14 protein-coding genes are annotated in these 13,654 nt (G+C 62.8%); 6 read left to right on the top strand and 8 right to left on the bottom strand.

From position 1 onward, the window contains the following. Nucleotides 1-9 precede the first annotated feature (9 nt). A complete protein-coding gene (locus BLX42_RS19445) occupies nt 10-912 on the top strand; it encodes a peptidoglycan DD-metalloendopeptidase family protein (RefSeq protein ID WP_161872417.1) in 903 nt (300 codons plus the stop codon). A gap of 33 nt (nt 913-945) precedes the next feature. Here the strand turns inward: BLX42_RS19445 and BLX42_RS19440 are convergent, their stop codons facing one another. The 3 genes from BLX42_RS19440 to phoB form a co-directional block, all read right to left on the bottom strand. After that, nucleotides 946-2,286, bottom strand: coding sequence for a hemolysin family protein (locus BLX42_RS19440; protein ID WP_046786848.1), 1,341 nt, complete (start codon nt 2,284-2,286; stop codon nt 946-948). 116 nt (nt 2,287-2,402) lie between these two features. Continuing rightward, the gene (gene phoR, locus BLX42_RS19435) at nt 2,403-3,710 is read right to left on the bottom strand and encodes a phosphate regulon sensor histidine kinase PhoR (protein WP_161872416.1); all 1,308 of its coding nucleotides are present in this window, start codon (nt 3,708-3,710) and stop codon (nt 2,403-2,405) included. 137 nt (nt 3,711-3,847) lie between these two features. Next, nucleotides 3,848-4,537: a phosphate regulon transcriptional regulator PhoB gene (gene phoB / locus BLX42_RS19430; protein ID WP_012312105.1), complete on the bottom strand. Its 690-nt coding sequence runs from the start codon at nt 4,535-4,537 to the stop codon at nt 3,848-3,850. Between the two features lie 174 nt (nt 4,538-4,711). On the opposite strand from phoB, the gene BLX42_RS19425 reads away from it, so the two are divergent. Continuing rightward, nucleotides 4,712-5,083, top strand: coding sequence for a hypothetical protein (locus BLX42_RS19425; RefSeq protein ID WP_039604143.1), 372 nt, complete (start codon nt 4,712-4,714; stop codon nt 5,081-5,083). A gap of 72 nt (nt 5,084-5,155) precedes the next feature. Here BLX42_RS19425 and ubiA read toward each other — a convergent pair whose 3' ends face one another. Together ubiA and BLX42_RS19415 are read right to left on the bottom strand one after the other, a co-directional pair. Further along, a complete protein-coding gene (ubiA, locus tag BLX42_RS19420) occupies nt 5,156-6,046 on the bottom strand; it encodes a 4-hydroxybenzoate octaprenyltransferase (protein WP_046786850.1) in 891 nt (296 codons plus the stop codon). Further along, nucleotides 6,046-6,603 (bottom strand): chorismate lyase, encoded by a 558-nt coding sequence (locus BLX42_RS19415; RefSeq protein ID WP_161872415.1) that lies wholly within the window; start codon nt 6,601-6,603, stop codon nt 6,046-6,048. The genes ubiA and BLX42_RS19415 overlap by 1 nt, the downstream gene beginning before the upstream one ends. 131 nt (nt 6,604-6,734) lie before the next feature. Between BLX42_RS19415 and BLX42_RS19410 the strand changes: the two genes are divergently transcribed. From BLX42_RS19410 to BLX42_RS19395, 4 genes are all read left to right on the top strand, one after another. After that, a complete protein-coding gene (locus tag BLX42_RS19410; RefSeq protein WP_012312109.1) occupies nt 6,735-6,902 on the top strand; it encodes a rubredoxin in 168 nt (55 codons plus the stop codon). A 34-nt stretch (nt 6,903-6,936) separates the two neighbouring features. Continuing rightward, complete coding sequence (locus BLX42_RS19405; protein ID WP_161872414.1) at nt 6,937-8,085, top strand: NAD(P)/FAD-dependent oxidoreductase; 1,149 nt, start codon at nt 6,937-6,939, stop codon at nt 8,083-8,085. Nucleotides 8,086-8,273: 188 nt separating this feature from the next. Next, entirely contained in the window at nt 8,274-8,573 is a 300-nt protein-coding gene (locus tag BLX42_RS19400) for an HU family DNA-binding protein (protein ID WP_039605050.1), read from the top strand. A 147-nt stretch (nt 8,574-8,720) separates the two neighbouring features. Then, nucleotides 8,721-9,098 carry a helicase gene (locus BLX42_RS19395; RefSeq protein WP_039605049.1) on the top strand — a complete coding sequence of 126 codons (378 nt, stop codon included), beginning with the start codon at nt 8,721-8,723 and terminating at the stop codon, nt 9,096-9,098. 32 nt (nt 9,099-9,130) lie between these two features. On the opposite strand, the gene BLX42_RS19390 is transcribed toward BLX42_RS19395, so the two are convergent. The 3 genes from BLX42_RS19390 to BLX42_RS19380 form a co-directional block, all read right to left on the bottom strand. Continuing rightward, a complete protein-coding gene (locus BLX42_RS19390) occupies nt 9,131-10,534 on the bottom strand; it encodes an aminoacyl-tRNA deacylase and HDOD domain-containing protein (protein WP_115273271.1) in 1,404 nt (467 codons plus the stop codon). Nucleotides 10,535-10,612: 78 nt separating this feature from the next. Then, nucleotides 10,613-12,691, bottom strand: a complete 2,079-nt coding sequence (recG, locus tag BLX42_RS19385; RefSeq protein ID WP_161872413.1) for an ATP-dependent DNA helicase RecG — start codon at nt 12,689-12,691, stop codon at nt 10,613-10,615. Nucleotides 12,692-12,694: 3 nt separating this feature from the next. Next, nucleotides 12,695-13,621, bottom strand: a complete 927-nt coding sequence (locus BLX42_RS19380) for a hydrogen peroxide-inducible genes activator (protein WP_046786856.1) — start codon at nt 13,619-13,621, stop codon at nt 12,695-12,697. Nucleotides 13,622-13,654 lie beyond the last annotated feature (33 nt).

Here is a 13,654-nt window from a genome sequence, read left to right as displayed (position 1 = left end):
GCCACTATCATGCCCGCCGCCGCCCGCCTGCTGCTGTTCTGTGCCTCGCTCACGGCCTCGGCGTCGAGCCTGGGCATGACCATTTACAAGACCACTGACAATTTCGGGGTGGCTTCCTATTCCGAGCGCCCCAGCCCAGGGGCAAAGGCTCTGGAGCTGGGCGAGCCGATGTTCGAGCAGGTTGAGGGCCAGGTACGCCTGCAAACCGAGCCGTTTCCGGGCGGCGTGCGCTTCCTGGTGCGTAATGAGCTGTACGTGCCCATGCAGGTTGAACTGCGCGTCGATCAGTTGGCCAATGCCTTCGGCGGCAACGGCCCGCGGATCGTGCGGGCCGTAGTCGGGCCACGCTCGACCAAGGTGCTCAGCTCGGTGCTGGCGGCACCCGGCGGGCCGCTCCGTTATGCCAGCAAATTTCAGTACGCCATGGGTGACCCCGGTCAGCGCTCGCAGGCTTATCGTTATCCTTTCCCATGGAAAGGCGGCCCTTTCCGCCTGACTCAAGGGCCCAACGGCCGCTTCAGCCATTACGGTCCCAAGGGCCGTCATGCCATGGACATCGCCATGCCGGAGGGCACCCCGATCATTGCGGCGAGGGGTGGGATGGTGGTGAAGATCGAGAACAACCAGAGCGGACGAGGTACCAACCCCTCGGGTAATTTCGTGCGTATCCTTCACCCGGACGGCACGATGGGAGTGTATCTGCACCTGCTGCGCGGTTCAGTGGTAGTGGCCGAGGGGCAGCAGGTGGCGTTGGGGCAGGCGTTGGCCAAGTCGGGCAATACCGGCAACAGCACTGGCCCCCACCTGCATTTCGTGGTGCAGCGCAACGTCGGCTTGGCGCTGGAGTCGATCCCCTTCCAGTTCGACCGGCCGATTGGCGGTTTGCCGAACTTTACTGCGGGTAATCCCTGAAATTGTCAGGGGCCGCCAAGCGGCCCCGCCAGCTCAGCCGAGCTTGAGCACCTTGGCCAGCACGATCTTGGGCCCTTTCATCTTCTTGATGATGATGCGCAGGCCTTCGACTTCCAGCACTTCCTCTTCCTCAGGCACGCGCTTGAGCGTTTCGTAGATAAGCCCGGCAAGGGTTTCCGCTTCGATGTGGTCAAGGTCGATGCCCAGCAAGCGCTCCACCTTGAACAGCGGCGTGTCGCCACGCACCAGCAGCTTGCCTGGCTGGTAGGCCAGGATGCCGCGCTCGGTCTTGCGGTGTTCGTCCTGAATGTCGCCCACCAGCACTTCCAGCACGTCTTCCATGGTCAGGTAGCCAATCACCTTGCCATCGGCTTCCTCGACCAGCACGAAGTGCGCGCCACCCTTGCGGAACTGCTCCAGCAGTTGAGACAACGGCATGTGCCGCGATACACGCTCCAGCGGGCGGGCCAAGTCTTCCAGGTCGACGGTTTCGGGCAGGTGCTCGAGCTCGGCCAGTTCCAGCAGCAGATCCTTGATGTGCAAAAGCCCGGTGAACTCCTCACGCTCGGCGTCGTACAGCGGATAGCGGCTGAACTTGTGGCGGCGCACCAGGGCCAGGATTTCCTTCAGTGGCGCATGGGCGTCGATGCTGACCATGTCTTCGCGCGAGTTGGCCCAGTCGACCACTTCCAGCTCGCCCATCTCCACGGCCGAGGCCAGCACACGCATGCCCTGGTCGCTCGGGTCCTGGCCACGGCTGGAGTGCAGGATCAGCTTGAGCTCTTCACGGCTGTAATGGTGCTCGTGGTGCGGGCCAGGCTCGCCCTGGCCGGCAAAGCGCAGGATGGTGTTGGCACTGGCGTTGAGCAGGTAGATGGCCGGGTACATCAGCCAGTAGAACAGGTAAAGCGGCACCGCGGTCCACAGCGACAGCAGTTCGGGCTTGCGGATCGCCCAGGATTTGGGCGCCAGTTCACCGACCACGATGTGCAGGTACGAGATGACGAAGAACGCGACGAAGAACGAGACACCCTTGATCAACTCTGGCGTGTCCACGCCCAGGTATGCCAGCAGCGGTTCGAGCAGGTGGGCGAATGCCGGCTCACCGACCCAGCCAAGGCCCAGGGAGGCAAGGGTGATACCCAGCTGGCAGGCCGACAGGTAGGCGTCGAGCTGGTTGTGTACCTTGCGCAGGATGCTGCCGCGCCAGCCGTGCTGCTCGGCAATGGATTCGACACGCGTGGAGCGCAGCTTGACCATGGCGAACTCGGCGGCTACGAAAAAGCCGTTGAGCAGCACCAGGAACAGGGCAAAGAGAATCATGCCGAAATCGGCGAATAACGAGGTGAGGCTGATACCAGGGGAAGGGTCCATGATGGATTTTTTACGGGGTCCGTCTTTGGGGAAGGTAGAAAAAAAGTGCCAGCTTTTGCTGGCACAGGGGGGTCAATGTAGCGGCTGGGGCGGCAAAAGCAAAGTGGCCCTTGGAATCAACCGTCACCGTTAGCCAGTTGTGCGGGGGCAAAGTGACAGGTGAAGGTACTGCCATGGCCCGGTACGCTGCTGATCTCAAGGCGCCCGCGATGGCGCATGAGCACATGCTTGACGATCGCCAGCCCCAGGCCGGTGCCTCCTGTGTTGGACGCGCGGCTGGAGTCGACGCGGTAGAAACGTTCGGTCAGGCGCGGCAGGTGCTTGGCGTCGATACCGACCCCCGAGTCCTGCACTGACAGGTGGGCGCCCTGGTCGTCGGCCCACCAGCGGATACGGATGTTGCCTTCGTCCTGGGTGTACTTCACCGCGTTGAACACCAGGTTGGAGAAAGCGCTGCGCAACTCCGACTCGCTGCCTTTGAGGCGAAGGCCCGGGGCTGCCTCCAGGGTAATGCGCTGGTTGCGCGGCCCGGACAGCGCCTGGGCGTCGCTCATGATCGCACCGAGCAGGGTGTCGACCGCCACCGGCTGGTTGTCCGACGGGTAATCGGTGGCTTCCAGCTTGGCCAGCAGCAGCAGGTCGTTGAGCAGGGCCTGCATGCGCGAGCCTTGCTGGCTCATCTGCTGCAACGCCCGGTTCCAGCGCGGGTTCACGTCTTCGACGTTATCCAGCAGGGTTTCCAGGTAACCGGCTATCACCGTCAGCGGTGTACGCAACTCGTGCGAGACGTTGGCCACGAAGTCCTTGCGCATCTGTTCGAGCTGATGGATGCGAGTAACGTCGCGCACCAGCATCAGGTGTTCGTTGTTGCCGTAGCGGGTGAGGTGCAGCTGCACGCGCATGCGGTCATTGATGGGGGAGGGAATTTCCAGCGGTTCGGCAAAGTTCTGCGCCTCGAAGTATTCCTTGAAGCGCGGGTGGCGTACCAGATTGGTGACCGGCTGGCCGCCATCTTGCGGAGTCTTGAAGCCCAGCAGGGTTTCTGCGGCGCGGTTCCACCATTCCAGGTTGCCGTCGCTGTCGAGCATGATCACCGCGTCGCGCAGTGCTGCCGTGGACTCCTGTACCCGGTCGATCACTGCCTGCAGACGGCCGCGTACGCGCTGGTCGCGGCGTTGCAGGTGGTAGATGCTGTCGAATACCTCGCCCCACAGGCCATAGCCGTCGGGCGGTGCTTCGTCGGGCTGATGGTTGCGCAACCAGTCATGCAGGCGCAGCAACTGTTTGAGGGTCCAGCCCAGGTACAGGCCTAGGCCGATGGCCAGGCTCCAGCCGTAAAAACCGCTGACCAGGCCGCCTATCAGGCAGACAGTGATCAGCAGGAGCAGGTGGCGAATCAGGGTTGCGTGCCAGTTCTGGTTCAATTGACAGATCCTTCGGATCCAGCCGCAAGCTGCAAGCTACAAGCTGCAAGAAGAAGCGGATCGGTGATGCTGATAGTCCTTTTTCCAGCCTGGATGCTGCTGGCTTTTCCTTGCAGCTTGAGGCTGGAAGCTCGCAGCTAGCTTTTGGTCGAGAAGCGGTAGCCAGTGCCCCGAACGGTTTGTACCAGATTTTCGTAGGCTTCACCCAGTGCCTTGCGCAGGCGGCGGATGTGCACATCGACGGTGCGTTCCTCGACATAGACGTTGCCGCCCCAGACCTGGTCGAGCAACTGGCCCCGGGTGTAGGCGCGCTCCTGGTGGGTCATGAAGAACTGCAGCAGGCGGTATTCGGTGGGGCCCATTTCGGCCGGCTTGCCGTCGATGGTCACGCGGTGGCTGATCGGGTCGAGCAGCAGGCCGCCGACTTCGATAGGGGCTTCGCTGTCGCTCGGGCCGGCGCGGCGCAGCACGGCCTTCAGGCGCGCCACCAGCTCGCGAGGCGAGAAGGGTTTGGTGATGTAGTCGTCGGCGCCGACTTCCAGGCCCTGGATCTTGTTGTCCTCTTCGCCTTTGGCGGTGAGCATGATGATCGGGATATCGCCGGTGAGTTCATCGCGCTTGAGGCGGCGTGCCAACTCGATGCCGGAAGTGCCCGGCAGCATCCAGTCGAGCAGGATCAGGTCCGGTTTACGGTCGACGATGATTGCGTGGGCCTGTTGGGAGTTCTCGGCTTCCAGGCAGTCATAGCCGGCCATTTCCAATGCAACGGCGATCATCTCGCGAATGGGCGCTTCGTCGTCGACGATCAGAATGTTTCTGCCAACCATGCTTTAAACCTCTCCTGGAATATCGGGTCTGGCCCGCATTAGATAACGGAATTATTGCAGCTGTGTGACAGGGTGTTGGCCATTCTGGCGACATTGCATGACTGGGCTAGGCTTTGAGGGGCCGCTGCGGCGGCTGTTCGAACTCATTCCACCCCCGAATTCACGGTGATTCCAATGACACGACACACGCTGAGCTGGATGGCCCTTTGCGCTGCACTGGCACTGCCCGGGGTAGCGTCGGCCCACCATGCCATGGAGAAGGACGGCATGTGGGTCGATCACGCGGGCATGACGCTGTACACCTTCGACAAGGATGCTGGCGGCAAGTCGATGTGCAATGGCGAGTGCGCCACCAACTGGCCGCCGCTGCTGGTCAAGGCCGATGACGAGCCTGCCAAGGACAAGTGGTCGGTGGTGATGCGCGACGATGGCAAGAAGCAGTGGGCATATGACGGCAAGCCCCTGTATACCTTCGTGAAGGACAAGAAGGCTGGGGACATGACCGGTGATGGTTTGAAAGACGTCTGGCACGTCGCCAAGCCTTGAGGTGGCTGGGGCCGCTTTGCGGCCCAATCGCCGGCAAGCCGGCTTCCACAGGGTGGCTTGCCGGGGTTGTGTTCAGCGCAGGGCGTAATCGAGCACGACACCCATGAACACCAGCAGCCCCGCCCAGTGGTTGTGCAGAAACGCCTTGAAGCACGACTCCCTGTCCAGTTTGCGTGTCGACCAGTACTCCCAGGCAAAGCACAGTGCGGCACCCAGCAGCCCAAGGTGGAACCAGCCACCCAGCTCGAAGCGGCTTCCCGCCAGCAACAGGCAGCCCAGCGACAGCATCTGCAGGGTCAGGATGATCACCCGGTCGGACTCGCCAAACAGGATCGCGGTCGATTTCACCCCGATCTTAAGGTCATCGTCCCGGTCGACCATGGCGTAGTAGGTATCGTAGCCCACCGTCCACAGCAGGTTGGCGATGTACAGCAGCCAGGCGCTGGCCGGCAATTCGCCGCCGGCGGCCGTGAAGGCCATGGGGATGCCCCACGAATACGCAGCCCCCAGCACCACCTGCGGGTAGTAGGTGTAGCGCTTCATGAAGGGGTAACAAGACGCCAAAGCCACCGCGCCGAATGACAGCCACACGGTCTGGCTGTTGGTGCACAGTACCAACAGGAAGCTCACCGCCACCAGGGCCGCGAACAGCGCCAGCGCCTCGCGCGGCTTGACCCGGCCACTGGCCAGCGGGCGGTCGGCGGTGCGTTTGACGTGGCCATCGACCTTGCGGTCGGCGAAGTCATTGATGCAGCAGCCAGCGGCACGCATCAGCACCACGCCCAGGCCAAAGATCAGCACGTTGGCCAAGGTTGGTGAACCAAGGCCTGCAATCCACACCGCCGTCAGGGTCGGCCACAGCAGCAGGTAGATGCCGATCGGCCGGTCCATGCGGCTGAGCTGGATGAAGTCCCAGGCGCGCGGGTGCACGCGGTTGAGCGACTTGAGCAGTTGCAGGTACATCAGCGGTTTTCCCCCTTGGCGGCTTGCCACAGTGCCGGCAGGAATACTTCGGCCACCAGCAGGTCGAGGCCATCGCGCTCGAAGCGCGAGCGCCGCCCCCACAACCCTGCGTGCGCCGCCTCGACAGGTAACCACTGCTGTGGATAAGTGCACACTTCGATGGGGTGGCGGATGAACGCCTGGTCGCAGAACAACAACTCGCCCAGCGAACGGCTGCCCAAGGTCTCCAGGTGCAAACCGCCGCGCTCCAGGGCGCTACGGCTGGCCACGCTGCGGGCGAAGACCCAGGGCTGACCATGGCCGCGCAGGTACACCTCGCGCACCCAGCCTTCAGCGCCTGGCGCGATACCCAGCGCCAGGCATTCGTCATCGCGCAGCGCCTGCCAGCCCTCGAACAGTGGCGTCACGCTGAAATGATCGTTGGACAGTCGGGTCAGGCGGCGGGTCAGGGAACCTTCGTCGAACAGCCAGTCGAGGGCAGGCTGGTCGGTATCGACCGCCAGTTGTGGATACGCCAGCCACGCGACAGCGGCTGCTTGCGGGGATTCGTACGACACGTCGGTATGCTTGATTACAGCCAGAGAGGCGGCGAGCTTAGCATGATTGCCCCAACTGCTTGCATAATGCCCGCGTAAGGGCCCTGAGCCCGAATGACAAAGCCTGAGCCTGTACCGAGGAACGACAAATCATGAAGAAGTGGCAGTGTATTGTCTGTGGCCTGATCTACGACGAGGCCCAAGGATGGCCGGATGACGGCATCGCGCCGGGTACCCGCTGGGAGGATGTGCCGCAAGATTGGCTGTGCCCCGATTGCGGCGTCGGCAAAAGCGACTTTGAAATGATCGCCATCGGCTGATCGCCATGCTGTTCAACCAAGAGGAAAGCACGACATGACGTCCCCCGTGGTCATCATCGGGACCGGCCTGGCCGGCTATAACCTCGCCCGTGAGTTTCGCAAGCTCGATGGCGATACGCCGCTGCTGCTGATTACGGCCGACGACGGTCGCTCCTATTCCAAGCCCATGCTTTCCACCGGCTTCGCCAAGCAAAAGGACGCGGACGGCCTGTGCATGGCCGAGCCGGGGGCCATGGCCGAGCAACTCAAGGCGGTTATCCGCACCCACACGCGCATCAGCGGTATCGACCCTGGCCACAAGCGCCTGTGGATTGGTGAAGAAGCGGTGGAGTATCGCGATCTGGTGCTGGCCTGGGGCGCGCAGACCGTGCAGGTGCCGGTGGAGGGTGACGGGGCAGATCATGTGTTCCCGGTCAATGATCTGGAAGACTACGCACGTTTGCGTGCTGCCGCGGCTGGCAAGCAGCGTGTATTGATCCTCGGGGCCGGCCTGATCGGCTGCGAGTTCGCCAATGACATGCGCCTGGGTGGTTTTGAGGTCGATGTGGTGGCGCCGTGCGAGCAGGTCATGCCGACCCTGTTGCATCCTGCCGCTGCCGCTGCCGTTCAGGGTGGGTTGCAAGGGCTGGGTGTGCGTTTTCACCTGGGCCCCGTACTCACTCGCCTGCAGCAGGTGAGTGAGGGCCTTGAGGCGCATTTGTCCGATGGCAGCGTGATCGCCTGCGACCTGGTGGTATCGGCCATCGGCCTGCGCCCGCGTACCGACCTGGCCGCTGCAGCGGGCCTGCAGACCAACCGCGGCGTAGTCGTGGACCGCCAACTGCGCACCTCCCACGGCAACATTTTCGCGCTGGGCGACTGCGCTGAAGTCGAGGGTATCAACCTGCTCTATGTGATGCCATTGATGGCCTGCGCTCGAGCCCTGGCCCAGACTTTGACAGGCAACCCGACGCAGGTCAGTTACGGGCCGATGCCCATCACTGTGAAAACACCGGCTTGCCCGTTGGTGGTTTCGCCGCCGCCGCCTGGTTGCGAAGGTACCTGGCAGGTGCAAGGGCAGGGCAGTGACCTGAAAGTGCTCTGTCACGCTGCTGACGGCCAGTTGCTGGGCTATGCCCTGACAGGCAGCGCCGTCATGGAAAAACTGGCCCTGAATCGGCAGCTGCCTGCGCTGATGGCGTAAACAGCGGGCGTTCTGTCGGATTTATCCTGTAGTTGACCGCACAATGGCCGCCCAGATACTGGCGCGGCCCCGGTCGGCGTGCCATTCTCACTTCCGTCTGCCGCAGATTAGAGCCTGCGGTGCCTTGAACGCTGCTTCACGGGCAGCACGGCAATAACAACAAGAATTCCCGTCAAAGAGGCTTCATTATGCGTAAACCAGAACTCGCCGCCGTCATCGCCGAAAAGGCCGATCTGACCAAGGAAAAGGCCAATCAGGTGCTCAATGCCATTCTCGACAGCATCACCGGTGCGCTGGACAAAGACACCGTGACCCTCGTCGGCTTCGGCACTTTTGAAAAACGGCATCGCGGCGCCCGTACCGGCAAGAATCCTCAGACCGGTGAGCCAGTGAAGATCAAGGCCAGCAATACTGTGGCCTTCAAGCCTGGCAAAAACCTGCGTGACAGCGTCAATGTGCCCGCCAAGCCGGCCAAGAAAGCCAAATGACCGACGCTTGACTTGCAGCCTCTGCTCAAACGGGCGCCTCAGTGCGCCCGTTGTGCTTTCGGAAAGCATCGAGCTGCGAATGTGCGTAAATAGTTCAGGAAACGGATAAACTGTGCGCTTCGGTCATTTTATATTCGAGGCGCGTTGATGAAGTTCCGCTTTCTTCTCTGGGCCATGGGGTTGTTGATGGCCAAGGCCAGCCGTAACAACCCGGCATTTCAGCAGCAACTCAAGGACAAGGACCTGGTGTTCCAGATGCAGACGCTCGATGGCAAGGTTGCCCGGCACTTCATCGTCAGTGGCGAACGCATCAGCAGCAAAGGTGGCGCTCATCCGCAGCCAGCCTTTGCCATTGCCTTCAAGGACGCTGCCTATGGCTTCGCCACGATGCAGGCGAGCAACAAGCAGTTGGCGTTCATGCAGGGCATCCAGGACAAGAGCATCCAGATCAAGGGCAATCCGGCGCTGGTGATGTGGTTCCAGGGTTTGATGAAATACCTGAAACCGAAGAAGAAAAAAGGCTGAACAGCTGGGGCTGCTGTGCAGCCCCAACGTTTTCAGTGCGGTGCGTTGAACTGCGACGCCAGTTCGCGCAGCAAACTCTCGGCCTCGAGCACCTTGTTCACGACGTCCTCAGCTTTCTCCCGGGTAATGCCCAGGCGCTCCAGCAATTCGTCGGGGATTGCCTCCTGCGGCCCCGAGCCGATGCCGCGGCAGCGCAGCAGGCGGGTCGCCAGGCACACCAGATTGGGGTACGCCGAGTATTCGCCGTCATAGGCAGGATCATGCTGGAAGCGCAGCGCGGTCGACAGCTCTTCGGGCATGTCCCACAGCTTCATCAGCCAGGCGCCGATCTGCTCGCGGCTGATACCCAGCAGGTGCTGCTCCACATAGGTGTGGCACAGGTGCGGGTTGACCTCCAGATGGCGGCAGATCAGCGAGAAGTGCGGCGGGAACACATGCGCCAGCAGCAGATAGCCGAAGTTGTGCAACAGCCCGGCCAGGTAAGTCAGGCCGGCTTCAGGGCGTTCGGCCCGAGGCATGGCCCGGGTCAGGCCTTCGATGATCGCCGCAGTGTAGATCGACTGCTGCCAGTACGGCGTCGCCTGTTGCGGGTGGTCCTTGGGCAGGCTCAACGTCTTGCCCAATGCCAGGCCCAGGGCCAGGTTGATCACCAGATCGAAGCCTAAGACGCGGACGATGGCATCTTCCACCGAGCGGATCTTGCCTGGGGAGGCGTAATAGGGTGAAGCAGCCCAGCTGACCACCTGTGCGGCCAGGGCCGGGTCGGTTTCGACCACGCCGGTGATGTCGTCGATGCTGGCATTGGGGTCGACCCGCAGCTTGATGATTTTCTGCGCCGTATCGGCCAGCGGCGGTATCTCGATGGTTTCTTCCAGGCGCTTCTGGATGCGGCGGGCGGTGAATGCCTGCACTGCTAGGGTAATCTCCCTGGAGTCATCATCCGGGCGGTCGAGATTGGGGCGTATTTCCCTGACGGGTTGGCCGAAAGTGCCAGCGCTGGCCTTTTGCATCATGTGCTTGAAGTCGTCACGCTGGATTTCCAGCAACAGACCGGCTTCACCGGACTGGATCAGCAGGCGTTCGGCATCGAGCAACTTGCCTTCATAGAGGCAGGGCGAACTGGTCAGCGCCGGAATCGCAGGCAAGGCCTTCAGATGGTGCTTGTCGAGCATCTGTTTCAGGCGTTGTACCGGCACGGCTTTGAGCTTGCGGCCCGTCAGCTCTTCCAGACGATTGAGGTCCAGCAGCTTGCTCTGCGGGAACAGCACCATCAATGCGCCGATCTCGTCATCCAGCAGGATCGCCTGTACCCGTGAAGCAGCCGGCAGTTGCGTATGCTCTGGCACCTCGCGATAGGCAACGCCCAGTTTTTCGAGCAACAGCCGGATAACAGACGGTGCGTGTGGGGTTGCGGTGTCCAGGGCAGCTTCAGTCATGGTCCGTATCCACTGATTCTTTTAAACGCGAAGTATAACCAGTCTGGTCGCAAAGCTGGATCCATTCTGGTACTGGCGTCACACTTGGCCATATTGCTGGCCGTGGCGCAGCCAACGGTCGAGCAGCGGGCTGACGTGCTCGGGCCAGCGTGCAATGAGGGCCTGTGCGGCGTCGCGCACGGCTGGTAACAGGTCGGCATCGCGCATCAGGTCGGCGACCTTGAATTGTAACAGGCCGGTCTGACGCGTCCCGAGCATCTCGCCGGGGCCGCGCAGCTCCAGGTCCTTTTCAGCGATGATGAAACCGTCGTTGGTTTCGCGCATGATCCCCAGGCGTTCGCGGCCGATCTGCGACAGGGGCGGGTGATACAGCAGCACGCAGTGGCTCACCGCACTGCCCCTGCCAACCCGGCCGCGCAACTGGTGCAGTTGGGCAAGGCCCAGGCGTTCAGGGTTCTCGATGATCATCAGGCTGGCGTTGGGCACGTCCACACCCACCTCGATCACCGTGGTTGCGACCAGCAGTTGCAGGTCGCCTTGCTTGAATTCGGCCATCACTGCGGCCTTTTCCGCAGGCTTCATGCGCCCGTGGATCAGGCCCACGCGCAGTTCACCCAAGGCGCTGCCCAGTTCTTCGTAGGTGCTCTCGGCTGCCTGGCAGGTGAGCTCTTCGGACTCTTCGATCAGGGTGCAGACCCAATAGGCCTGGCGCCCTTCGGCGCAAGCGGCGCGCACCCGCTCCACCACTTCGAAACGCCGGCTGTCGGCGACCAGCACGGTGTTCACCGGCGTGCGCCCTGGCGGCAGTTCGTCGAGCACCGAGGTGTCGAGGTCGGCATAGGCGCTCATCGCCAGCGTGCGCGGGATCGGCGTGGCGGTCATGATCAGCTGGTGCGGACACAGTTCGCCTGCAACACCCTTCTTGCGCAGGGCCAGACGTTGTTGCACACCAAAACGGTGCTGTTCGTCGATGATCGCCAGGGCCAGGTGCTTGAATTGCACTTCTTCCTGGAACAACGCGTGGGTACCCACCACCATCGGCGCACCGTTGGCGATCTGTTCCAGGGCGCTGGCGCGGGCCTTGCCCTTGAGCTTGCCGGCCAGCCAGGCGACTTCCAGGCCCAGCGGCTCCAGCCAGCGCTTGAAGGTGATGTAGTGCTGCTCGGCGAGAATCTCGGTGGGCGCCATCAGCGCCACCTGGTAGCCGGCCTCCAGTGCCTGTAGCGCCGCCAGTGCGGCAACCACGGTCTTGCCGGCGCCGACATCGCCCTGTACCAGGCGCATCATCGGCTCGGCCAGGCTCAGGTCATAGGCGATTTCATCGGCTACCCGCTGCTGTGCGCCGGTCGGCTTGAAGCCCAGGTTGGCCAGGTACTGCACCTGCAGGCGCTTGGCCTTGGGCAGAACCGGAGCGCGCAAGCTGCGCAGGCTTTCACGCAGGCGCTGTTGCGACAGCTGGTGGGTGAGCAGCTCTTCGAAGGCAAGGCGGTGCTGGGCCCAGTGCTGGCCTTCGGCAAGCTCATCAAGGTCGGCATCGGCCGGCGGGTTGTGCAGGTAGCGGATGGCATCGTCCAGCGGTGCCAGGTGGTAGTCCCGGGCCAGTTCGTCCGGCAACCAGTCCGGCAGGCTGCGTGGGCCAAGCATGCCCAGGCTCTGCTGGCAGAGCAGGCGCAGGCGCTGCTGGGTGAGGCCTTCGGTGGACGGGTAGATCGGCGTCAGGGTCTGCTCGACCGGCGGTGGCGGCTCGTCGCCATTGAGTGCACGGTACTCCGGGTGGTAGATCTCCAGGCCCGAGGCGCCGGGGCGGGCCTCGCCATAGCAGCGCAGGTGGGTACCGCGCTTGAGGCCTTCCTTCTGCGCATTGCTGAAGTGATAGAAGCGCAGGCTGAGCACGCCGCTGCCATCACCCAGGCGCACGACAAGGCTGCGGCGTTTGCCCATGGTCACATCGGCGCCACTGACCACCCCTTCGATCACGGCGTCCTGGCCGGGGCGCAGGGCGCCGATAGGCACCACCCGGGTGCGGTCCTGGTAACGCAGCGGCAGGTGAAACAACACGTCCTGCAGGTTTTCCAGGCCCACCTTGGCGAGCTTCTGCGCCATGGCTTCGCCTACGCCCTTGAGCGCGGTGACAGAGACCTTCGACAGCTCAGTCATGACTCAGGCCGGTTGTTCCACAGCGGGCTTGGCTACCGAGCAGAGGCGAATCGAGTCGGCAAGGATCTCGATGGCCTTGGGCCGCGGGAAGCTGGCGCGCCAGGCGATGGCTACGGTGCGAAACGGTGCCGGTGCGGTAAGCGGCCGCACCTCGATGACCCCTGGTGCGTAGTGGTGGCTGTGCACCGCCGAAAGCGGCAGGATCGACACGCCCAGGCCCGAAGCGACCATGTGGCGTATGGTTTCCAGCGAGCTGGACTCCACCGTGGTGTGCTTGGCGCTTTCGCCGCCTTTGTTCAGCGTCGGGCAGGCTTCCAGAACCTGGTCGCGGAAGCAGTGGCCCTCGCCGAGCAGCAGCAGGCTCTTGTCGTTGAGCATGGCGGTGTCGATGGTCTTTTTCGCCGTCCAGGGGTGGTCGGCGGGCATCAGGGCACAGAATGGCTCATCGTACAGCGGCAGGGTCAGCACGTCGGCTTCGTTGAACGGCAGGGCGATGATCACTGCGTCGAGTTCACCATTGCGCAGTTTTTCGCGCAGCACATGGGTGAAGTTCTCTTCGATGTACAGCGGCATCTGCGGTGCCACGCGGTGCAGCTGCGGGATCAGGTGCGGGAAGAGGTAAGGGCCGACGGTGTAGATAGCACCGACCTTGAGCGGCGCGGTGAGTTGGTTCTTGCCGGCCTGGGCCAGTTCGCGGATGCCCTGCGCCTGCTCCAGTACCTTCTGTGCCTGGGCGACGATGCTTTCACCGACTGGCGTCAGGCGTACCGCGCTCTTGCTGCGCTCGAAGATCAGCACGCCAAGCTCGTCCTCAAGCTTTTTGACACCGACGGACAGGGTGGGCTGGCTGACATGGCAACGCTCGGCGGCGTGGCCGAAGTGCTGCTCCTGGGCGAGAGTGACGATGTAGCGTAATTCTGTGAGGGTCATAACGTGCGTCCATGAAGTTGCGAGCCCAGCATA

The sequence above is a fragment of the Pseudomonas sp. SG-MS2 genome (assembly GCF_009933855.1).
GTDB lineage: Bacteria > Pseudomonadota > Gammaproteobacteria > Pseudomonadales > Pseudomonadaceae > Aquipseudomonas > Aquipseudomonas putida_E.
Note: the sequence above shows the minus strand (reverse complement) of the source record. Positions and strands in the feature narration are given on the sequence as shown.

Bases quoted from the DNA above. Each gene is read 5' to 3' on its own strand.
- BLX42_RS19445 (WP_161872417.1), top strand. From the start codon at position 10: ATGCCCGCCGCCGCCCGCCTGCTGCTGTTCTGTGCCTCGCTCACGGCC.
- BLX42_RS19440 (WP_046786848.1), bottom strand. From the start codon at position 2,286: ATGGACCCTTCCCCTGGTATCAGCCTCACCTCGTTATTCGCCGATTTC.
- phoB (WP_012312105.1), bottom strand. From the start codon at position 4,537: ATGGTTGGCAGAAACATTCTGATCGTCGACGACGAAGCGCCCATTCGC.
- BLX42_RS19425 (WP_039604143.1), top strand. From the start codon at position 4,712: ATGACACGACACACGCTGAGCTGGATGGCCCTTTGCGCTGCACTGGCA.
- ubiA (WP_046786850.1), bottom strand. From the start codon at position 6,046: ATGTACCTGCAACTGCTCAAGTCGCTCAACCGCGTGCACCCGCGCGCC.
- BLX42_RS19410 (WP_012312109.1), top strand. From the start codon at position 6,735: ATGAAGAAGTGGCAGTGTATTGTCTGTGGCCTGATCTACGACGAGGCC.
- BLX42_RS19405 (WP_161872414.1), top strand. From the start codon at position 6,937: ATGACGTCCCCCGTGGTCATCATCGGGACCGGCCTGGCCGGCTATAAC.
- BLX42_RS19400 (WP_039605050.1), top strand. From the start codon at position 8,274: ATGCGTAAACCAGAACTCGCCGCCGTCATCGCCGAAAAGGCCGATCTG.
- BLX42_RS19395 (WP_039605049.1), top strand. From the start codon at position 8,721: ATGAAGTTCCGCTTTCTTCTCTGGGCCATGGGGTTGTTGATGGCCAAG.
- BLX42_RS19390 (WP_115273271.1), bottom strand. From the start codon at position 10,534: ATGACTGAAGCTGCCCTGGACACCGCAACCCCACACGCACCGTCTGTT.
- recG (WP_161872413.1), bottom strand. From the start codon at position 12,691: ATGACTGAGCTGTCGAAGGTCTCTGTCACCGCGCTCAAGGGCGTAGGC.
- BLX42_RS19380 (WP_046786856.1), bottom strand. From the start codon at position 13,621: ATGACCCTCACAGAATTACGCTACATCGTCACTCTCGCCCAGGAGCAG.